Below are 19,435 nucleotides of genomic sequence, written 5' to 3'. Positions count from 1 at the left end.
TGGTCCTTGTCGTCGGCAGAGTGGGCCTGTCGCGACCGCTGCTCGAGTGGCTGGCCGGCGTACCCCACGTCGTCCTGTCGCCCGATGGCGGTCCATGGGATGTCACCCGCGCGGCGCAGGCGGTTGTCTACGCGCCGGCTGACGTGCTCGCGAAGGTCGACGTTCCTCCGGCGCCCGCCGAGTGGGCCCTCGCGTGGCACTCGGCCGCAGGTTCCGTGGCGGCCGCCGTCGACGCGGCACTCGACGAGACCGACCGGCTGAGCGAGCCGCGCGTCGCGCGTGACGTCGCACACCTGGTCCCCGACGGCACGGCACTGGTGGTCAGCTCATCGATGCCGATCCGCGATCTCGACGTGGTGATGCACCCGCGCGAGACCATCCAGGTGCTCGCCAACCGCGGCGTGAGCGGGATCGACGGGTTCGTGTCGACCGCCCAGGGGATCGCGATCGCGCGTGCCGGAGGACCCACCGTCGCGCTCTGTGGCGACCTCTCCCTGCTGCACGACAGCAACGGCCTGCTGCCCGGTCCGGACCGGCGCCCGGACGTCACCTACATCGTGATCAACAACGACGGCGGCGGCATCTTCTCGCTGTTGCCACAGCGCAGCGCGGTCGCGCCGGCCGACTTCGAGCGACTGTTCGGAACGCCGCACGGCCTGTCGTTGGAACGATTCGCCGCGGCGTACGACGTCGAACACCGTCTGGTCACCCACGCCGCTGGGCTCGCCGACCTGCTCAGCAACCCGAGCGGCCTACGCATCGTCGAGATCCGCACCGACCGCGGGGAGAACGCCGCCCTGCACGCCCGGCTGCGCGCGATCAATCCGCACCTCTGACGTCGCGTTGGAAGCCCACCCGGCGGGAACCCTTCATGACGTCCGGCCGTAAGGTCACGGAAGGAGCACGCTCCCTCGACCCGAAGGATCGATCGATGGCAGACGAGAACCCGCGCCAGAACGTCGAGTTCCCCAGCAACGGCGGGACCGCACACGGCTACCTCGCGCTTCCGCCGTCCGGCAGCGGTCCGGGGGTGATCGTGATCCAGGAGTGGTGGGGCCTCGACGACTACGTCGCCGGTGCCACCGACCGGCTGGCCGCCGAAGGCTTCGTGGCCCTCGCGCCGGACCTGTTCGGCGGCAAGGTCGCACACGACTCGGACGAGGCGGGCGCGATGATGTCGGCGCTTCCGGTCGACCAGGCGGCCCGCGACCTCGGTGGCGCGGTCGACTACCTGCTCGGGCTCGACGCGGTCACCGGAACCCAGGTCGGCGCGATCGGCTTCTGCATGGGCGGCGGGTTCGTGCTGCTGCTGGCCGCGCAGCAGGGTGAGAAGGTCGGAGCAGCCGTGCCCTTCTACGGCGTCGGTCCCGGCGTACCCGACCAGTTCAACGGCATCACCGCGGCCGTGCAGGGCCACTACGCGGAGAACGACGAGTTCTATCCGGCCGACGACGCGCGGGCGCAAGAAGCGCAGATCCGCAGCGAGTCCGGGACCGAGGTCGAGTTCTTCTTCTACCCGGCCGGCCACGCCTTCCACAACCAGTTCGACAAGCTCGGCACGTACGACGAAACCCAGGCCGGCATCGCCTGGCAGCGCGCCGTGGACTTCCTGCGCCGGCGCCTCGACTAACCGAGCGCGGACAACACCGCGTCGAACTTCACCGTCGTCTCGGCGACCTCCGCGGCCGGGTCGGAGTCGCCGATGATGCCGCCGCCCGCCCACAGCCGGGCCCGCGGGCCACTGATCTGCGCGCATCGCAGCGCGATCGCGAACTCGCCGTCGCCGTTGGCGTCGACCCACCCGATCGGCGCGGCGTAACGCTCGCGCGGTGCCGCCTCGAGCTCCCGGATCAGCTCCAACGCTGCCGGCCGCGGCGTGCCGCCGACGGCGGCGGTCGGATGCAGCAGCGCGGCGAGCGCCAGCGCCGAAGGTGCGGGCACCGGCAGCCAGGCGTCGACATGGGTGGCCAGATGACTGAGGTTGGCCAGCCGCAGCAGCTGCGGGCGCTCGTCGGTGACGACGTCGATTGCGACCTCGGCGAGCAGGTCGCGCACCGACTCGGCAGCGAACCGATGCTCCTCGGCGTCCTTCGTCGAGGCCAGGAACTCGCGCTCGAGCTCGGCATCCTCCTCGGGGGTGGCTCCGCGGCGTACGGTTCCGGCCAGCACGAGCGACTCGGCGTGCCGGCCGAGGCGGCGGATCAGCAGCTCGGGAGATGCGCCGACCAACCCGTCGCACAGGAACGTGAAGCAGGACGGGAAACGGCGGGCCAGCCGGGCCGCCACCGCCCGCCCGTCGAGGTCGGACTGGGCGGTCACCTCGATGGCCCGCGCGAGCACCACCTTCTCGAGCCGGCCGGTGCGCAGCGCGGTCACCGCCGTCGCGATCACCTCGTGCCACTCGGCCTCGCTCGGCAGCTCAGCAGAGACGGCGGTGGGCGGGTTGCTGGCGGCCGCGACCGGCCGGCGGCGCAGTGCAGGGACCTCGACCGCTCCGGGCGGTGTGACGAGGGTCAGCCAGCTGCGGCCCTCGCGGCGACCGAGGACCACCTTGGGCACCACGACAACCGATGCGTCGACACCGGGGGCGAAACCGAGCGAGACCAGGGCGACCGCGCCGCAGCCGGCGACACCGACGTCGTCGCGGGTCGTGATCGAGCCGAGCAGCTCCTGCACGTCCGCCGCCGAGTCGGTGGCGAGCCGAGCCGCCTCACCCCATCCGACGATCCCGTCACCACCGCGCAGAAACGCAAACGACTCCCCCGCCGGGAGCCAGGTCAGCAGCTCGCCCGGGTCGTCGACCTCGACCGTCCACGCGACCAGCGGGCCGGGCGCCGCAGCCGTGCTCGCCTGCGTCACCGTGGACTCGAGCCGTCGCCGAGCTGGGCGCGCAGCGCGGTGTCCTTGCTCCGCGCGGTCTCCTTCAGCTCGTCCTGGAAGCGCACCATCTGCTCGCGCAGCGCGTCGTTCGACGTTGCCAGGATGCGCACCGCGAGCAGCCCGGCGTTGCGCGCGCCCGCGATCGATACCGTCGCAACCGGTACGCCGGCCGGCATCTGCACGATCGACAGCAGCGAGTCCATTCCGTCGAGATGGGCCAACGGGACCGGGACGCCGATCACCGGGAGCGGCGTCGACGAGGCGAGCATCCCGGGCAGATGAGCCGCACCGCCGGCGCCCGCGATGATGACCTGAAGCCCGCGGCCGGCGGCGTTCGCGGCGTACTCCAGCATGTCCTGCGGTGTGCGATGAGCGGAGACGACCCGCACCTCGGTCTCGACACCGAAGTCGGCCAGCACGGCCGCGGCCGGTTGCATGGTCGCCCAGTCCGAGTCGCTGCCCATCACGATGCCGACCGACGCGTTGCCGCTCACTGGCCCTCCCCGCTCAGGATCGACGCCGCTCGGCGCGCGGCCGCCCGCGCATCGACCAGGTCGTCCCCCAACACGGTCACGTGGCCGATCTTGCGCCCCGGTCGAGCAGCTTTCCCGTAGAGGTGGATCGACGCGGTCGGCGCGGCCTCGAGCGCGGCCGGCAGGCTGGCCGCGAGGTCGGTCGACGGTCCGCCGAGCACGTTGACCATGACGGTCACCCTCGCCCGTGGCCGGACGTCACCGAGCGGCCAGTCCAGAATCGCGCGCAGATGCTGCTCGAACTGGTCCGTGGTCGACCCCTCGATCGACCAGTGGCCGGAGTTGTGCGGCCGCATCGCGAGCTCGTTGACGACCAGACCGTTCGGCGCTTCGAACAGCTCGACGGCGAGTACGCCGACCACGTCGAGCTCGACCGCGATCCGGGTGGCGATGCGTTCGGCTTCAGCCGCGAGCGAGGTGCTCAGGCGGGGCGCGGGGGCGACCACCTCGACACAGATCCCGTCCCGCTGCACGGTCTCGACCACCGGCCAGCACCGCACGCGGCCGGACGGCGTGCGCGCAACCTGGATGGCCAGCTCGTGGACGATTGACACCCGCTCTTCGACGATCAGGTCGACCTCGGGCAGCGAGTCGCCCTCGTCGACGAACCACACGCCGCGCCCGTCGTACCCGCCCTTGACCGCCTTCGCGACGTAGGGCCTCGGCAGCGCGGACGGGTCGTCGGACCAGACCGGGACGATGAGCCCGATCTCCTCGAGCCGCCGCCGCATCGCCCGCTTGTCCTGGGCGTAGTGCAGCGCATCGGCTCCCGGGTGAACGGGTACGCCGGAGCCGGCGAGCTCGCGAATCAGCTCGCCCGGCACGTGCTCGTGGTCGAAGGTCACGACGTCGCAGGCCTTGGCGAAGCGCTGCACGGCGTCCGGGTCATCAGCCGCGCCGATCTCGACGCCCGGGGTGACGAGCGCTGCGCCATCGGTCGGGGAGTCGGCGAGCACGCGCAGCGACAGGCCGAGCGAGATCGCCGCCTGGTGGGTCATCCGGGCCAGCTGCCCGGCGCCGACCATTCCCACGACCGGCAACCCGGTCACGCTGTCAGGCATCGGGCCGCCCTAGAGCCCCAGCTCGCGGGCGATCAACATGCGCTGGATCTCCGAGGTGCCTTCGCCGATCTCCAGCACCTTGGCGTCGCGCCAGTGCCGGGCGACGGGGAACTCGTTCATGAACCCGTAGCCGCCGAACACTTGGGTCGCGTCGCGCGCATTGTCGACGGCAATCGTCGAGGAGTAGAGCTTCGCGATCGCCGCCTCCCGCTTGAACGCCGCGCCGCTCAGCATCCGGTGCACCGCGTCGCGGTAGGCGCAGCGGGCCACGTGCGTGCGCGCCTCCATGTCGGCGATCCGGAAGGCCACCGACTGGTAGGTCCCGATCGGGGCGCCGAACGCCTGCCGTTCGTGGGCATAGCGCACCGACTCGTCCACGCAGCCCTGCGCGAGACCGACCGCGAGCGCGCTGATCGCGATCCGGCCCTCGTCGAGGGTCGAGAGGAACTGCGCGTAGCCGCGTCCACGCTCGCCGAGGACGCTGTCGTCCGGCACGCGGCAGTCGACAAAGGACAGCTCGCGGGTGTCGCTCGCGTGCCAGCCGACCTTGTCGTACTTCTTGGACGCGCTGAACCCCTCGTTGGGCAGCGGCACCATGATCGAGGTGAGCTCGGGCCGGCCGTCCGCCGTCTCACCCGTACGGCAGAGCGCGATCACCAGCTTGGTGATGTCGGTGCCGGAGTTGGTGATGAAGGCCTTGGTGCCGTTGATCACCCACTCTCCGCCGTCGAGCACGGCGCGCGTGCGCGGATTGCCGGCATCAGAGCCGCCGCCCGGCTCGGTCAGCCCGAACGCGGCGAGTGCCGCGCCGCTGCACAGCGACGGCAGCCAGCGCTGCTTCTGCTCGTCGTTGCCGAACCGGTACACGGGCATCGATCCGAGGCCGACGGCGGCCTCGAGGGTGATCGCAACACTCGAGTCGACGCGGGCAAGCTCCTCGATCGCGATGCACAGCGCGAGGAAGTCCCCGCCCATCCCGCCGTACTCCTCGGGGAACGGCAGGCCGAACAACCCCATCTCACCCATCTGACGAATCACGGGGTACGGGAACTCGCCGGTGCGGTCGGCCTCCGCCGCCTGCGGTGCGACTACCTCGCGGGCGAATGCCTCGACGCTCTTGCGCAGCGCCTCATGCTCGTCGTCGAGCCGATGGTCCACGCCGTCCATGCTCGCATGCCCCGTAGGGTTGAAGCATGGTCGCTTCGTGGGTCCGTCGCATGTACGAGACCTTCGAGCACCTCATTCACGAGATCGCCAAGTTCGGCGTGATCGGCGCGATCGCGTTCGCGCTGACGAGCGCGCTGTCGAACGCGTTCCACTTCGGCCTCAACATGGGACCGCTGACCAGCTTCGGGCTCGCAACGATCATCGCGGCGGTGTTGTCGTACTTCGCCAACCGGCACTGGACCTGGAAGGACAGGGACCAGACCGGAGTACGGCGCGAGCTGCCGCTGTTCCTGCTCCTGTCCGCGGTCGGGCTGGTGATCTCGGAGCTCCCGGTGGGGTTCAGTGAGTACGTCCTCGGCTACCACTCGCCGCTGGCCTACAACATCTCCTCGACGCTGATCGGCACGCTGCTCGGCACGGTCTGGCGGTTCTGGTCCTTCCGCCGCTGGGTGTTCCGCGAGACCTCCGACCCCGATCCGACGGACAGCGCCGCGCACGAAGCGCTGGTCTGAGGGTCAGACCGGGCGCACCGAGTGGCGGCGGTGCGAGAACTCGCGATCCTTCGACCGGTACACCGCGAACCGCTCGATCAGCTCTGCGCGCAGGTCCTCCGGCTCGACGATGGCATCGACCACGAGCTCGCCGGCCAGTCGCACGATGTTGATGTCCTCGTCGTACTCCTCGCGCTTCGACCGGACGAAATCTGCCCGCTCGGCCTCGTCGTCGATCGCCATGATGCGGTTGTAGTAGACCGCGTTGACGGCCGCCTCGGCGCCCATGACCGCGATCATCGCGGTCGGCAGCGCAAGCGTCGCGTCCGGTGAGAATCCCGGTCCGCACATCGCATAGAGACCGGCGCCGTAAGCCTTGCGGACGACCACGCAGATCTTCGGGACCGTCGCATCCGACACCGCGCTGATCATCTTCGCACCGTGCCGGATGATGCCGGCCCGCTCGACCGCAGTGCCCACCATGAAGCCCGGAACGTCGGCAAGGAACAGCAGCGGCAGGTTGAACGCGTCGCACAGGTCGATGAACCGCGTGCACTTGTCCGCGGAGTCGACGAACAGCACCCCGCCTTTGATCATCGGGTTGTTGGCGACGATGCCGACCGGCTGCCCGTCGAGCCGCGCGAACCCGACGACGACCTCCTTGGCCCACAACGCGTGGATCTCGAAGAAGGAGTCGGTGTCGACCAGCGCCTTGACGTAGCGGCGCATGTCGTAGGCCTGCCGCTCCTGCTCGGGGATCAGCGCGCGGAGGTCGCCCTTGCCCGGCGGCGCCGGCTCCGTCACCGGTGGTGCCTGGATCCAGCTCGACGGCAGGTAGGACAGGTAGCTGCGGACGGTCTCGATCGCGGTGGGCTCGTCGTCGACGAGGAAGTGGCCGAGGCCGGACACCGTGCAATGCATGCGCGCGCCGCCCATGTCCTCGAGCGTGGTGACCTCGCCCGTGACCATCTCGACCATGCGGGCCGAGCCGAGATACATCGAGGCGTTTCCGTCGACCATGACCACCACGTCGCAGAACGCGGGGATGTAGGCACCGCCGGCAGCACTCGGGCCGAACAGCGCACACACCTGCGGGATCGCACCGCTCGCCCGGACCTGGTTCTCGAAGATCTTCCCGGCGCCCCGGCGGCCGGGGAACATCTGGATCTGGTCGGTGATCCGTGCGCCGGCGGAGTCGACCAGCCACACCATCGGCATGCCGAGCCGGTAGGCCTGCTCGATGATCCGCACGATCTTCTCGACGGTGCGCGCTCCCCACGAGCCGGCCTTGACCGTCGAGTCGTTGGCCATGACCGCGACCGGGCGCCCATCGACCCGCGCGACGCCCGTGATGACGCCATCGGCGGGCAAATCCGGGGCGAGCGCGTTGGCGAACATCCCGTCCTCGACGAACGAGCCCTCGTCGACGAGGAGCCGGATCCGCTCACGCGCGAACAGCTTGCCCTTCTCGGCGTTCGCCTCGTGGTACTTCTGCGGGCCACCGGCCTCGATCCGGCTGCGCTGGTCGTGGAGGTCGCTCACGAAGCCGAAGGCTACGGCACCGGTCGTTGCATCCACAGCACGTCGACCCAGCGCCCGTGCTTGCGGCCGACCTCGTGCAACGTTCCGACCTCCTGAAACGCGAACCGCCGGTGCAGCGCCTCCGACGCCGGGTTCGGCTGCGCGATCGCGGCGTACGCGCGGTGCACCGGCTCCGATCGCAGCTCGGCGAACAGCTGCTGGTAGAGCAGCGAGCCGACGCCGTGGCCGGTGGCGTCCGGCGAGAGGTAGACGGTCACCTCGACCGACGGGTCGTACGCCGGCTTCGGCCGGAAGCGGCTGCTCGCCGCGTACCCGACGACCCGGTCCTCACGGGTCGCCACCAGCAACCGGTGCGACCCGGAGGCGGCGTAGTGACTGAACCAGGTCGCACGCTCGCCGGTGGTCATCGGCTCGACGTCGAAGGTCGAGACGGTCTCCCGCACGTAATGGTTGTAGATCGCATCGATCGCGGCCAGGTCGTCCGCCGTTGCCGGCCGGATGCCGATGTCGGCGGCGACCGGCAACCCGGTGCCGGCGAGGTCCCTGCGCAGGGACGCCGCGTCGCGGTAGCGGAAGGCGGTCATGCCGAGTCGGCTTGCAGTGTCGACGTGCACCTGCGTGTCGTCGACGTAGACCGCGGTCGCGGGGTCCACGTCGTAGCGGTCGAGGAGCCGGCGGAAGATCTCCTCGTCGGGCTTGGCGATGCCCTCCTGACCCGACACGACGATGCCTTCGAACCACGCGAAGAACGGGAACCGGTCGCGCGCCGGCTCGAAGGTGTCGGCCGGCCAGTTGGTCAGGGCCACCAGCCGGATGCCGGCGCCACGAAGCTCGCGCACGATGTCGACGCAGGCCGGCATCGCGCCGGTGGTCATGTCCGGCCAGCGCGCGTAGTACGCCGCGATCAGATCGGCGTACTCCGGGAACTTCGCGGCCAGCTCGGCGATCGCCTCTTCAGCGGGCCGGCCCCGGTCCTGCGCGTCGTGCCAGGCGCGGGTGCACACCTCGCCGAGGAAGTGGTCCAGCTCGTCCGGGTCCTCGATCAAGCGCGCAAACAGCGTGCGCGGGTCCCAGTCGAGCAGGACGTTGCCAAGGTCGAAGACGACCGTCGTGGGTGCAGCGCTCACGCGGCGGTGGTCCTCGTCCGGGGTCCGGCGCGCAGCACCTGGCTGGGCAGCGTGTGCCCGATGATCCGCTCGGCGGTCGCAGCGGCGTCGATCATCGCCTCGAGGTCGATGCCGGTCGCGACCCCCATGTCCTCGACCATGTGCACGAGCTCCTCGGTCGCGATGTTGCCGCTCGCACCGGGCGCGTACGGGCATCCGCCGAGCCCGCCGACGCTCGCATCGAAGTCGGCAACCCCGAGCTCGAGCGCCGCCATCACGTTCGCCAGGCCGGTGCCTCGGGTGTTGTGGAAGTGCAGGTTCAGCGCGGCATCGGGATGGGCGGAGCGGAACTCGCCGACCAGGCGCGTGACGCGGCCCGGAGTGGCCATGCCCGTGGTGTCCCCGAACGACACACTGTCGGCCCCGGCACGGATCGCCCGGCTCGCCACGGTGACGACCCGCTCGACCGGGACCTCCCCCTCGTAAGGGCATCCCCAGGCGGTCGAGACGATCACCTGCACCGAGCTGCCCGCCTGGTGGGCGAGGTCGATCAGCCCCGCGATGTCGTCAAGCGACTCCTCAGTGGAACGGTTGACGTTCTTTCGGTTGTGAGTCTCGGAGGCCGACACGACCGCCTCGATCTCGCGGAAGCCGGCGTCGAGCGCACGCTGCGCGCCGCGCAGGTTCGGCACGAGCGCGGAGTAGCGCACGTCGTCGGCGCGCGCGATCGACGCCCAGACGTCGTCGGCGTCGGCCATCTGCGGGATGGCGCGCGGATGCACGAAGCTGACCGCCTCGATCCGGCGTACCCCGGTGTCGGACAGGGTGTCGACGAGCCGGACCTTCGCGTCCGTCGGCACGGGAGCCTCGTTCTGCAAGCCGTCGCGCGGGCCCACTTCGCGCACGCTGATCGCGGCGGGCAGGTCACTCACGCTTCTCACCCTACGGTGCGCGAAGCAGCCGTCCCACCGCGTCGGCGAAGCGCTGCTGGCCGGTCGAGGGATCGCCGAGCGCGACCTCCAACAGGTCCCCGCGGATGGTCGACGTCGGATCCGGGCCGCCGAGAGCGGCAGCGACGAACGCGTCGAGCCGGTCGAGATCCGGGCCGATGACGAACGCCGCGGCCGCGGACGGGAAGCGCGCGACGAAGCCGGCTGAGCCGAGGCCGCGGGTGTCGGGTACGGCGTACGGCCGGTCGTACGGCAGGAACTCGTTGATGACGCTCGACACGTCGCCGATCAGGCCGGACGCGCCGGCCAGCGTCGTGGCGAGCGGCTCGTCGGGCGGCACCTGGCCGACCAGCGCCACGATGCGCCGGTGCGCCGCCCGCAGCCGAGGGTCACGCCGGCCGGTGAGCGGGTGCGGGCGGTAGCGGACCCGGACATCGGAGCGATCGACCAGCCGCTCGATGATCTGCAGGCCGACCTGGCCGAGCGAGCTGTGATGCGGGTCGTCCCCCCAGCCTTCCCAGGTCGGCGCGTACACGATGGTCGGCTCCTTGGGCGGCCGCCGGCTGGCGCCTTCGACCTGGGGCCGGCCGACCTCCACGATGGCCCCGTCCGCGACGCCCACGCCCGCTTCCTCGTACCGGCGGCGGCCGAGCGCGCCGGCCACCCAGACCTCGTCGTACACGCGGGCGAACGGGTTGACGCTGTCCGGCTTGTCGCTGTCGCCATGACCGATGAAGGCGCTACGGGTCTCGGGCCGGCGCAGCATCGACAGGTTGTTGCCGCTGTGAGTCGGGAACAGCACCACCACTCGCGAGGGCAGCGGGATCGAGGCAATCGTCCCGTTGTACGGGCTGCACACAATGGGCAGCGTCGTATCGGTGAGCGCATCGAAGACCTCGTAGCTGCGCAGCACGATCGCCGCCGACCGCCCGAGTCGGCCGATCGGGTCGAGCCACATCCGAACCTGGTAGAGCTCTTCCGGCGTCGCGTCGAAGTAGAGCAACACCTCGGGCGCGAGGGTCTCGAGTGCGGTCGTCGCTGCCTCTGTCAGGCGCGCGCGCAGCTTGGCTCGCATGAGGGCGCTGAGATGGAGACCGAGAACGGTCACCGGGCTCGCCGCAACCGCAAATGCGACCGCGAGCCCGAACGCGGCCAGGCCGGTCGAGTGCGACTTCGACACCGCAAGGGCAAGGCCCAACGCGGCAATCGCGGCGGAGCCGGCGTCGGCGTCCGCCGAGTCGGTGAGCCAGGCGGGGGGCAGCTCCGGTACGGCGAAGTCGCCGAGGTCGAGGTTGCGGCTGACCAGTGGCAGCCGTCTCATCCGCGCGATGACCGACCGCAAAGCCTCTGCCGCCATGGACGTGGCGACGACGACGACGGCGAACGCCGTCGTACCGATGACGACCGCCGGCCTGAACTCCCGGCCGGCGAGCAGCACCACGGGAAACAGCCGCAAGGCGGTCCGCGCCGGCGGCCCCGCACCGGCCCACTGCACCGCGGCGGCCAGCGCGTTGGAGCGCCTGGACAGCATGAGCTCGACGACCACGCTGGCCGCGAGCGCGACGAACGTGCCCCACGTGCTGCGCACGGCCGCTGCGCCGATCGCGACCGCGATCGTCGCCGCGAACGAGGCGACAAGTGCGATCGCCAGCCGCCGTTCGTCGCGGTCGCGCAACGACACCGCCCGGGGCATCCGACTATCAAAGCGGAGATCGGGGCACGATGGCACGGTGACGCGGCGACGCGCCTACTTCGCCTTGATGGGCACGTGTGTCGGGCTGATCACGCTGTCCTGGACCGTCGTGCGGCTGTTTTCGATCACCGCGGCGATCGTGATGTCTGTCGTCGCGATGGTCATCCCGCCGTTTGCGGCCATCATCGGCAACCTCGGGCAGCCGGAGGACCGCGAGTAGGCCGCGCGCCAGACTGTGCGCCATGAGCCTTCGCGACGCCTGGGACGAGGCATCGGCGGAGTGGATCGAATGGGCCCGGCGACCTGACCATGACAGCTACTGGCGATTCCATCGCGAGGCGCTGCTCGGCCTCCTACCCGCTCCCGGCGTACTGACGGTCGACATCGGCTGTGGCGAGGGACGGGTCGCGCGCGACCTTTCGCTACTGGGACATCGGGTCGTCGCTCTCGACGGCTCCTACGCGATGGCACACGCCGCCGCGACGCATCCGGATGCACAAGGTCCGGTCGTCGTGGCCGACGCCGCGCGGCTCCCGTTACGGGACGGTTGCGCCGACCTCGCCGTTGCATTCATGTCGCTGCAGGACGTCGACGACTACCGCGGCGCGTTGGCCGAGGCGGGGCGGGTGTTGAGGGACGGCGGCGTCCTCGTACTGGCCATCGTTCACCCGGTCAACGAAGTCGGGCACTTCGAGGACTCGGACGACCCGGACTCACGCTTCGTCGTCGACGCCGACTGGTACGCCGCGCACCGATACTCCGACCGGTGTGCGCGCGACGGCTTGCAGATGACCTTTCACAGCGAGCATCGGCCGGTCAGCGACTATGTCGACGCGCTCGCGGATGCGGGCTTCCTGATCGAGCGGATCCGTGAGCCCACCGACCCCGATCCTTCGCGACCGTGGCACCGGATCCCGATGTTCCTGCACGTCCGCGCACTACGAAGCGGACCGGCAGATCCTGACGACAAGCGCGAGGCCTCCTGGCCCGAGCCGCTAGCGAAGCAACAAGGGCTCCGGCTCAGCTGTGGTTGGGTGGCCGGGTGAGCGATGACTGGACGGCGCCAGAGGTCGAGCGGACCGAGCCACACCGGATCTCGGATGAACGCGCCAGCCTCGAGCAGTGGCTTGACTACCACCGGGCAACGCTGCTGACGAAGTGCACCGGTCTCACGACCGAGGAGCTGAAGCGGCATGCCGTCCCGCCGTCGCAGCTCACCCTGCTGGGGCTGGTCAGGCACATGACGGAGGTCGAACGCTGGTGGTTCCGCATGCATGCCGCGCAGGAGGACCTCGCGTTTCCGTACGACCCCGACGGCGTCGGCCTGGACTTCACCCAGCTCGACACGGCAGATGCCGCCGTGAACATCGACGCCTTCATCGCGGAGTGCGAGCTGGCTCGCGCGGCCGTCGCAGACCTTTCGCTCGAGACAGTGGTGCCGAGCAGAGGAGACCATCCGGAGCGCGAGCGTGACATTCGGTGGATCTTCGTGCACATGATCGAGGAGTACGCGCGACACAACGGTCACGCGGATCTGCTTCGCGAAGCGATCGACGGTGCAACCGGGGACTGACTAGTCTCTGACCGCAGTGCGCAGGCGCCCCCGACCTTGCCGTTAGCGGTCCGCGTCTGCATAGCGAGCCAGCACGTCCACGCAACGCCGCCGATACGCCGCGTCAGCGGGATGGGTCCAGCCGAGCACCTCCAGCGCCCAGTCGATGGCGAACGCCGGGACCCAGCCGGCAGCGGCGGAGTCGGGATCGGCGACCCGTCCGTATCCGCGGCGGAGCAGCTCCGGGCCGTGCTGCAGTCGGTCGCCGACCGACACCTCCCAGCGACCGAGGTCGAACGCCGGCGACGCGGGGCCGGCGAACTCCCAGTCGATGACGCCGACGATCGTCCCGTCCTCGACCAGCAGGTGCTTGGGCATCCAGTCGCCATGGGCGAGCGCGACCGCCGGCGGCCGCTCGGTTGCCACCCGCGCACGGAGCAGGTCGGCAGCGCGCTCGACCGCCGCGGCCTTCGGCGTACCGAACTCTTCGCCGACGACTCGTACGACCCTGCTGACAAGGTGATCGTCGGGCGGTTGGAGCTCGTGGCGGATGCCGAGGCTCGCGGCGACGCCGTGCACCCGCGCGAGCAGCTCGCCCGCGTCCACCACCAACCGCTCGACGTCCGAAGGCGACAACTCGTCGGCGAGCTCGTCGAGCGGGCGGCCCGCCACGAAGCGCTGAATGGACAACGACAGCAGCTCGCCGCCGTGCTCCACGTGCTCGACGCCGAGGACCTCCGGCGTCGGCACGCCGGCAGCGGCGGCCTGCGCCATGACGTGCGCCTCGTCGGTGAACCAGGGAACGGGCCGGCGAGCGATGCGTACGACGACCCGGTCGCCGGTCGCCAGCCGCGCGCAGTAGGCCTCGTTGAGACCACCGGCCGTGAGCCGGACGATCCGGTCGACCCCGCATCCACAAACCGTGCGCACGACCGACTCGATCAGGCGTCCGGGCGCCGAACCGCGCACCGGGGCCGCGCGCTCGGCCGCTGCAGGTGTCGGCGAGCCGTCGGTCACGGGTCCAGGTTTGTCGCCCCGACCGGGTTCAGCAACCACCACGACAAAGCCCGCTCCAAGGTGACCGACTCCGGAGGCTGTGGATTGCCGTCGTGGTTGTCGAAGCGCTCCGTTATTATCGAACACGTGTTCGAGGTGATCGAGCCCGATTGCGCGGCCAGCGTCGCGGATCTGCTCGGCGCGACCCCGTCCGAGCTGCTCGACCAGCTCGAGGTGGAGCCGCCCGGGGTGTGGATGCTGTCCGTGCTGGATCACCTGCGCGAGGAGCAGCTCTGCGACCGTGAGCACGAGCGGGTGCTGGGCTGCTGGGAGCGGTCCCTGGCCTGGGCGAACCTGCGCCGGGCGGAGGCGGTGGTGCGGGCCGCGGAGTCCCAGGAGACGGTGTCCGGGCCGTTCGGCACCGATGATTTCGGTCCGGAGACGGTCGCGTTGATCACCGGGGCGACAGTGACCGCCGCGACCGGTGAGCTGCACACCGCGCGCCGTGTGCTCCGCGAGCTGCCCGGGACCCGCTCGGCGTTGGAACGCGGTGAGATCAGCTGGGCGATGGCCCGGGCGGTGGTCGAGGCGACCAGCGGGCTGACCGGCGGGCAGACCGAGCAGGTCGACCGGGCGATGGTCCGTTCCTGGCAGCTCGACCGGGAGGTGCGGGCGTGGCGACGCAAGCTTCGCCGGGAGGTGCTCAAGGTCACCTCCGCGACCGCGGACGCCGCCCGCCGCCGGGCGGTCACCGGCCGGCGGGTGGCGTTCTGGCCGTTGCCGGACGGGATGGCTGGGGTCTACGCCGAGATCCCGGCGCAGGACGCGATCACCGTGATCAACGGGCTGACCCGCCTCGCGCAGGACTACAAGCGCGCCGACCGTGAACAGGTCAGGACCGGCGCCCTGGGCGAGATACGGAGCATGGACCAGGCCCGGGCGGACGCCCTGGTCGACCTGTGCACCGGCGCGCTCACCGGCGAACCGGTCACCCCGGCCACGCGGGACCGGGTCGGGGTTCAGGTCACCGGCGGGATCAAGACCCTGCTCGGGTTGCGCGACGACCCGGGCGAGCTGACCGGGTACGGGCCGATCACCGCGCAGCACCTACGGGAGCTCGCCGCCGACGGCGACTGGCAACGCTTCCTCACCGCGGAAGACACCGGCGCGTTGATCGCGATCGGGCAAGCCGGCTACCGGCCGAACGCCGCCATCCGCCGGTTCCTCAAAGCCGTCCGGCCGCACTGCGACTTCCCCGGCTGCCCGATCCCGGCCGACCGATGCGACGCCGAACACACCATCCCGCACGACGACGGCGGACCCACCAACGAGCAGAACATGCGCCCCCGATGCCGGCGACACCACCGGTGCAAAACCCACGCCGACTGGACAGTCCACACCCTGCCCGACGGGTCCATCGCATGGACCACCCCCGCCGGCACCACCCGGATCATCCCCCCATACCGGCTCGCCGGAGACGACGACGAAGACGACGACGATCCAGGGGTCGGCCGGTAACCGCACGCAAGCGAGGGAGAACGCCGCAGGCGTCCACGCACGAACCACGAAAACGGGTTGAGCTGTGCGCCTGCAAGGCCGCACCGAGCGCCGCGTCTTAAGGCACGCAAGCGAGGGAGAACGCCGCAGGCGTCCATGCACGAACCACGAAAACGGGTTGAGCTGTGCGCCTGCCCGGCCGCACCGAGCGCCGCGTCTTAAGGCACGCAAGCGAGGGAGAACGCCGCAGGCGTGCAGCTCAGCCCGTTTTCACCGGAGGCGTTGGGCTTCGTTTTCAACCAATCGGTAGATGTCACGCTGGCACTCCTCGACGTGCGGGACGTCGCGAAGGATCACCTGACCGCGGTCGCCGGCCGACTCGATCGTCAGCGTTCCTGAACCGATGATGCGTTCGACCACCGTGCGCCCGAAGGACACGTCGTTGATGCGAGTGAGCGGAACGTCGCGGCCGGTGCGCGAGAACACTCCGTTGCGCATCAACACCCGACGGTTCGTCACGACGTACCGCGTCGTGACCCAGCGAAGCAACGGCCGGACACTCCACCAGATCAGGACGACGATGGCCGCGATGAGGATCAGGTCGCGCAACCAATGCCGCGCGCCGTTCGAGGGAAGCGCGAACCATCCGTACGACGCGAGGCCGACGACGATCGGCACGAGTGCGACTGGAACGACAACCCGTCGCCAGTGCGGGCGCAGGTTGCGAACTACCTGCTCGTCGTCGTCGAGGATGCTCTCGGGGAACGCCATCGATCAGCTCACTCTCCGCACGTGGGTGACGTCGCCCGCAAGGAAGGTGCGCTCCTCGCAGCCGTCGACCTGCACCACGAGCCCTCCGCCGTCCTCGATCCTGGTCGCGACCCCGCGCGCGACCGCACCCCCCGGCAGCTGCACCTCGACCGGACTGCCAATGGTCTCGCATCGACGTCGGTAGTCGGTGAGGATCGACCCCGGATCGCCGGCCGTGTCGAGCCAGTCACGGTAGCGATCCGCGAGCCGGCGCAGGACCTCCCGCACCACGATCTCCCGATCCGTCGCGGCCCCCTCGATCGCGAGGCTTGTCGCGGTATCGACCGGAAGCTCCTCGGGCCGGGTGGAGACGTTGATCCCGATGCCGACGACAACCGCGTCCGCTACCCGCTCGACCAGGATCCCCGCCACCTTGCGCCCGCCGATCAGCACATCGTTGGGCCATTTCAGCCCCGCCTCTACGTGGGCGACGGCGTCGAAGGCCGCCACGACCGACAACCCGGCCAGTAGCGGGATCAGCGGCCAGCGAACGCTCGCCACGTCCGGACGCAGCAGCGCAGACAGAGTCACGCCCGCGCGCGGCGGCGATGACCACTGGCGATCGAGCCGACCACGCCCGGTGCGCTGCTCCTCCGCGATCACAACCAGGCCTTCGGCCGCACCGGAGCGCGCCGCCTCGGCGACGTCGGCGTTCGTCGACCCGGTCGCCTCGACCACGCGGATCTCTCGCCAGACCGGTCCGGCGGTCAGGGCGTGGTTGAGCCGAACCGCCGACAGTGGTGGGCGGTCCAGGTCACTCCAGCGCGACGGCATCAGCCGTACGCTACGGCGTCATGAGCGCGCAACCCGACGAGACGCCCGCACCCCACACGACGGCCGGCCGGATCGCCGAGCTCGAGCAGCGCACCGAGGAGGCCGTGCACGCCGGCTCGCAGCGCGCGATCGACAAGCAGCACGCCAAAGGCAAGATGACCGCGCGCGAGCGGATCGACGCGTTGCTCGACGAGGGCTCGTTCGTCGAGCTGGATGCACTGGCCCGCCACCGCGCACACGACTTCGACATGCAGCTCACCCGCCCGTACGGCGACGGCGTCGTCACGGGCCACGGCACGATCGACGGCCGGCAGGTCTGCGTCTTCAGCCAGGACTTCACCGTCTTCGGCGGCTCGCTCGGCGAGGTGCTCGGCGAGAAAATCTGCAAGGTCATGGACCTCGCGATGAGGACCGGATGCCCGGTCATCGGGATCAACGACTCCGGCGGCGCGCGGATTCAGGAGGGCGTCGTCGCCCTCGGGCTGTATGCCGAGATCTTCTACCGCAACGTCATGGCAAGCGGCGTCGTGCCACAGGTGTCGCTCGTCATGGGCCCGTGCGCGGGCGGCGCGGTCTACTCCCCCGCGATCACCGACTTCACGATCATGGTCGACCAGACCTCGCACATGTTCATCACCGGTCCTGACGTCATCAAGACGGTCACCGGCGAGGACGTGACAATGGAAGACCTCGGGGGCGCACGCAGCCACAACACGAAGTCCGGCGTGGCCCACTTCATGTCCGCCGACGAGACCGAGGCACTCGAGCTCACCCGCGCACTCCTGTCATTCCTGCCGAGCAACAACATGGAGACGGCCCCGGCGTACGACGGTCAGAACCTTGACGAGCTCGAACCCGACGGGTTCCTCGACGGCTTCATTCCCGACTCGTCCAACCAGCCCTACGACATCACGACGGTCATCGAGCACGTGGTCGACGACGGTGAGTTCCTTCAGTCGCATGCGCTGTTCGCGCCCAACATCGTCTGCGGGTTCGCGCGAATCGACGGCCATGCACTGGGCATTGTCGCCAACCAACCCATGCACTTCGCGGGAACGCTCGACATCGACGCGTCCGAGAAGGCCGCGCGGTTCGTACGCACCTGTGACGCATTCAACCTGCCGGTGCTGACCTTCGTCGACGTACCCGGCTTCCTGCCCGGCACCGCCCAGGAGTGGAACGGCATCATCCGGCGCGGCGCGAAACTGCTCTACGCCTACGCCGAGGCGACCGTCCCGAAGGTGACCATCATCACGCGCAAGGCGTACGGCGGGGCGTACGACGTCATGGGATCCAAGCATCTGCGTGCCGACATCAACCTCGCCTGGCCGTCGGCCGAGATCGCCGTGATGGGCGCCCAGGGAGCGGTCAACATCCTGCATCGCCGCGATCTCGCGGATGTGGCGGACCCGGAAGCGAGACGGGCCGAGCTGATCGCCGACTACGAGGACCACTTCGCGAACCCCTACATCGCCGCTGAGCGCGGCTACATCGACGCGGTGATCAAGCCATCGGCGACCCGCGCCGAGGTGATCCAAGCGCTCCGGCTGTTGCGGACCAAGCGGGAGTCCTTGCCGCCCAAGAAGCACGGCAACATCCCGCTGTGAGCCAGCCATGACGGAGCTTCGGATCGTGCGCGGCGGTGTACCGGACGAGGCCGAGCTGGCCGCTCTTACGGCGGTCATCGCGGCCAAGGCACGGGCACGGCCGGCGCCGGAACACCGGTTGCGCACGCCGTTGTCGCCATGGGTCGCGAGTGGCCTGGTGAAGGGGACCCGCACGAAGGTGTGACGGAAACTGCGTGACCGCGGCTACTCGCGACCGGCCGCCACCCGCACCGGAGCCATCACGACCGCCGCTTCGTACGCCGCATCGACCGCGAGCCCGAAGCGGGTCATCGCGTCCGGCTCGGCCGGGCCGAGCAGGTAGCGCTTCAGATCGCGCCGCTCTTCCGCGAGCGGATCGCTCTCCCGGATCAGGTCGAGAATTGCGCCGATCCGCTCCGCAGCGGGATCGAGCAGGTAGGCCATCGCGACGCTCGGGAACTTCGCCCGGAAGGTCTCCTCGGCGAGCCCAGTGAGGTTGGCCACGATGTAAGGCTTCTCGGAAGAGATGAAGTCCGTGAGCACGCTGGAGATGTCGGCGATCAGGACGTCCGCGGCGTTGAAGCAGTCATAGAGGCTCGGCACCGGGCCGACGACGATCTCATGGCTCTCACCTGCTCGCGTGATGATCGAGCGAATCGCGGCGTCCGCAGCCGCCGCCGCCGCACTCACGGTTCCCGTGAAGGGGTGCGGCTTGTAGATCACGCGAACGTTCGGGAACCCGACCAGCAGCTCGACCAACGTCGGCCCGGTCCGCATCAGCGACGTGTGTGCGGGAT

21 protein-coding genes are annotated in these 19,435 nt (G+C 70.1%); 9 read left to right on the top strand and 12 right to left on the bottom strand.

Annotated elements, in window-relative coordinates:
- Nucleotides 1–836: thiamine pyrophosphate-dependent enzyme (locus VME70_15510; protein ID HTW21602.1), on the top strand; the 836-nt coding region annotated here is incomplete at its 5' end.
- Nucleotides 837–931: 95 nt separating this feature from the next.
- Entirely contained in the window at nucleotides 932–1,630 is a 699-nt protein-coding gene (locus tag VME70_15505; protein HTW21601.1) for a dienelactone hydrolase family protein, read from the top strand.
- Here VME70_15505 and VME70_15500 read toward each other — a convergent pair.
- Genes VME70_15500 through VME70_15485 form a run of 4 tightly spaced genes read right to left on the bottom strand, consistent with a single transcriptional unit; the run spans nucleotide 1,627 to nucleotide 5,632 of the window.
- Complete coding sequence (locus VME70_15500) at nucleotides 1,627–2,859, bottom strand: isochorismate synthase (GenBank protein HTW21600.1); 1,233 nt, start codon at nucleotides 2,857–2,859, stop codon at nucleotides 1,627–1,629. The two genes, VME70_15505 and VME70_15500, sit on opposite strands and share 4 nt — an antisense overlap.
- On the bottom strand, nucleotides 2,856–3,344 hold the full coding sequence (gene purE / locus VME70_15495; protein HTW21599.1) for a 5-(carboxyamino)imidazole ribonucleotide mutase: 489 nt from the start codon (nucleotides 3,342–3,344) through the stop codon (nucleotides 2,856–2,858). Before purE ends, VME70_15500 begins: the two co-directional genes overlap by 4 nt.
- 26 nt (nucleotides 3,345–3,370) lie before the next feature.
- Nucleotides 3,371–4,474: a 5-(carboxyamino)imidazole ribonucleotide synthase gene (locus VME70_15490; GenBank protein HTW21598.1), complete on the bottom strand. Its 1,104-nt coding sequence runs from the start codon at nucleotides 4,472–4,474 to the stop codon at nucleotides 3,371–3,373.
- Between the two features lie 9 nt (nucleotides 4,475–4,483).
- Nucleotides 4,484–5,632: an acyl-CoA dehydrogenase family protein gene (locus tag VME70_15485; protein HTW21597.1), complete on the bottom strand. Its 1,149-nt coding sequence runs from the start codon at nucleotides 5,630–5,632 to the stop codon at nucleotides 4,484–4,486.
- Nucleotides 5,633–5,667: 35 nt separating this feature from the next.
- Here VME70_15485 and VME70_15480 point away from each other — a divergent pair, with 35 nt between their 5' ends.
- Nucleotides 5,668–6,153 carry a GtrA family protein gene (locus tag VME70_15480; GenBank protein HTW21596.1) on the top strand — a complete coding sequence of 162 codons (486 nt, stop codon included), beginning with the start codon at nucleotides 5,668–5,670 and terminating at the stop codon, nucleotides 6,151–6,153.
- A 3-nt stretch (nucleotides 6,154–6,156) separates the two neighbouring features.
- Here VME70_15480 and VME70_15475 read toward each other — a convergent pair whose 3' ends face one another.
- Genes VME70_15475 through VME70_15460 form a run of 4 tightly spaced genes read right to left on the bottom strand, consistent with a single transcriptional unit; the run spans nucleotide 6,157 to nucleotide 11,423 of the window.
- The gene (locus tag VME70_15475) at nucleotides 6,157–7,674 is read right to left on the bottom strand and encodes an acyl-CoA carboxylase subunit beta (protein HTW21595.1); all 1,518 of its coding nucleotides are present in this window, start codon (nucleotides 7,672–7,674) and stop codon (nucleotides 6,157–6,159) included.
- An 11-nt stretch (nucleotides 7,675–7,685) separates the two neighbouring features.
- Complete coding sequence (locus tag VME70_15470) at nucleotides 7,686–8,801, bottom strand: GNAT family N-acetyltransferase (protein ID HTW21594.1); 1,116 nt, start codon at nucleotides 8,799–8,801, stop codon at nucleotides 7,686–7,688.
- Nucleotides 8,798–9,712, bottom strand: coding sequence for a hydroxymethylglutaryl-CoA lyase (locus VME70_15465; protein HTW21593.1), 915 nt, complete (start codon nucleotides 9,710–9,712; stop codon nucleotides 8,798–8,800). Before VME70_15465 ends, VME70_15470 begins: the two co-directional genes overlap by 4 nt.
- Before the next feature lie 10 nt (nucleotides 9,713–9,722).
- Complete coding sequence (locus VME70_15460; protein HTW21592.1) at nucleotides 9,723–11,423, bottom strand: CDP-glycerol glycerophosphotransferase family protein; 1,701 nt, start codon at nucleotides 11,421–11,423, stop codon at nucleotides 9,723–9,725.
- Here VME70_15460 and VME70_15455 point away from each other — a divergent pair.
- Genes VME70_15455 through VME70_15445 form a run of 3 tightly spaced genes read left to right on the top strand, consistent with a single transcriptional unit; the run spans nucleotide 11,308 to nucleotide 12,996 of the window.
- Nucleotides 11,308–11,643, top strand: a complete 336-nt coding sequence (locus tag VME70_15455; protein ID HTW21591.1) for a DUF3099 domain-containing protein — start codon at nucleotides 11,308–11,310, stop codon at nucleotides 11,641–11,643. The genes VME70_15460 and VME70_15455 overlap by 116 nt on opposite strands.
- Before the next feature lie 22 nt (nucleotides 11,644–11,665).
- Entirely contained in the window at nucleotides 11,666–12,469 is an 804-nt protein-coding gene (locus VME70_15450) for a class I SAM-dependent methyltransferase (protein HTW21590.1), read from the top strand.
- Nucleotides 12,466–12,996: a DinB family protein gene (locus tag VME70_15445; protein ID HTW21589.1), complete on the top strand. Its 531-nt coding sequence runs from the start codon at nucleotides 12,466–12,468 to the stop codon at nucleotides 12,994–12,996. Before VME70_15450 ends, VME70_15445 begins: the two co-directional genes overlap by 4 nt.
- Nucleotides 12,997–13,038: 42 nt before the next feature.
- Here the strand turns inward: VME70_15445 and VME70_15440 are convergent, their stop codons facing one another.
- Nucleotides 13,039–13,992, bottom strand: coding sequence for a phosphotransferase (locus tag VME70_15440; protein HTW21588.1), 954 nt, complete (start codon nucleotides 13,990–13,992; stop codon nucleotides 13,039–13,041).
- A 126-nt stretch (nucleotides 13,993–14,118) separates the two neighbouring features.
- On the opposite strand from VME70_15440, the gene VME70_15435 reads away from it, so the two are divergent.
- A complete protein-coding gene (locus VME70_15435) occupies nucleotides 14,119–15,489 on the top strand; it encodes a DUF222 domain-containing protein (protein HTW21587.1) in 1,371 nt (456 codons plus the stop codon).
- Nucleotides 15,490–15,738: 249 nt separating this feature from the next.
- On the opposite strand, the gene VME70_15430 is transcribed toward VME70_15435, so the two are convergent.
- Nucleotides 15,739–16,239, bottom strand: coding sequence for a PH domain-containing protein (locus tag VME70_15430; GenBank protein ID HTW21586.1), 501 nt, complete (start codon nucleotides 16,237–16,239; stop codon nucleotides 15,739–15,741).
- A 3-nt stretch (nucleotides 16,240–16,242) separates the two neighbouring features.
- Complete coding sequence (locus tag VME70_15425) at nucleotides 16,243–17,052, bottom strand: biotin--[acetyl-CoA-carboxylase] ligase (GenBank protein ID HTW21585.1); 810 nt, start codon at nucleotides 17,050–17,052, stop codon at nucleotides 16,243–16,245.
- Between the two features lie 20 nt (nucleotides 17,053–17,072).
- Here VME70_15425 and VME70_15420 point away from each other — a divergent pair, with 20 nt between their 5' ends.
- Together VME70_15420 and VME70_15415 are read left to right on the top strand one after the other, a co-directional pair.
- Nucleotides 17,073–18,659 (top strand): acyl-CoA carboxylase subunit beta, encoded by a 1,587-nt coding sequence (locus tag VME70_15420; GenBank protein HTW21584.1) that lies wholly within the window; start codon nucleotides 17,073–17,075, stop codon nucleotides 18,657–18,659.
- Nucleotides 18,660–18,666: 7 nt separating this feature from the next.
- Complete coding sequence (locus VME70_15415; protein HTW21583.1) at nucleotides 18,667–18,843, top strand: acyl-CoA carboxylase epsilon subunit; 177 nt, start codon at nucleotides 18,667–18,669, stop codon at nucleotides 18,841–18,843.
- 20 nt (nucleotides 18,844–18,863) lie between these two features.
- On the opposite strand, the gene VME70_15410 is transcribed toward VME70_15415, so the two are convergent.
- Nucleotides 18,864–19,435, bottom strand: a 572-nt coding sequence (locus tag VME70_15410; GenBank protein HTW21582.1) for a CDP-glycerol glycerophosphotransferase family protein, incomplete at its 5' end; no start/stop codon positions are given.

It is taken from the genome of Mycobacteriales bacterium (genome assembly GCA_035504215.1).
In the GTDB taxonomy this organism is placed as follows: Bacteria; Actinomycetota; Actinomycetes; order JAFAQI01; family JAFAQI01; genus DATAUK01.
The sequence above is the reverse complement of the archived record's forward strand: the minus strand, read 5'-3'. Positions and strand labels throughout refer to the sequence as shown.

Coding starts and splice junctions, on each gene's coding strand:
- VME70_15505 (HTW21601.1), top strand. CDS start 932: ATGGCAGACGAGAACCCGCGCCAGAACGTCGAGTTCCCCAGCAACGGC.
- purE (HTW21599.1), bottom strand. CDS start 3,344: ATGGGCAGCGACTCGGACTGGGCGACCATGCAACCGGCCGCGGCCGTG.
- VME70_15490 (HTW21598.1), bottom strand. CDS start 4,474: ATGCCTGACAGCGTGACCGGGTTGCCGGTCGTGGGAATGGTCGGCGCC.
- VME70_15480 (HTW21596.1), top strand. CDS start 5,668: ATGGTCGCTTCGTGGGTCCGTCGCATGTACGAGACCTTCGAGCACCTC.
- VME70_15460 (HTW21592.1), bottom strand. CDS start 11,423: ATGCCCCGGGCGGTGTCGTTGCGCGACCGCGACGAACGGCGGCTGGCG.
- VME70_15450 (HTW21590.1), top strand. CDS start 11,666: ATGAGCCTTCGCGACGCCTGGGACGAGGCATCGGCGGAGTGGATCGAA.
- VME70_15430 (HTW21586.1), bottom strand. CDS start 16,239: ATGGCGTTCCCCGAGAGCATCCTCGACGACGACGAGCAGGTAGTTCGC.
- VME70_15425 (HTW21585.1), bottom strand. CDS start 17,052: ATGCCGTCGCGCTGGAGTGACCTGGACCGCCCACCACTGTCGGCGGTT.
- VME70_15420 (HTW21584.1), top strand. CDS start 17,073: ATGAGCGCGCAACCCGACGAGACGCCCGCACCCCACACGACGGCCGGC.
- VME70_15415 (HTW21583.1), top strand. CDS start 18,667: ATGACGGAGCTTCGGATCGTGCGCGGCGGTGTACCGGACGAGGCCGAG.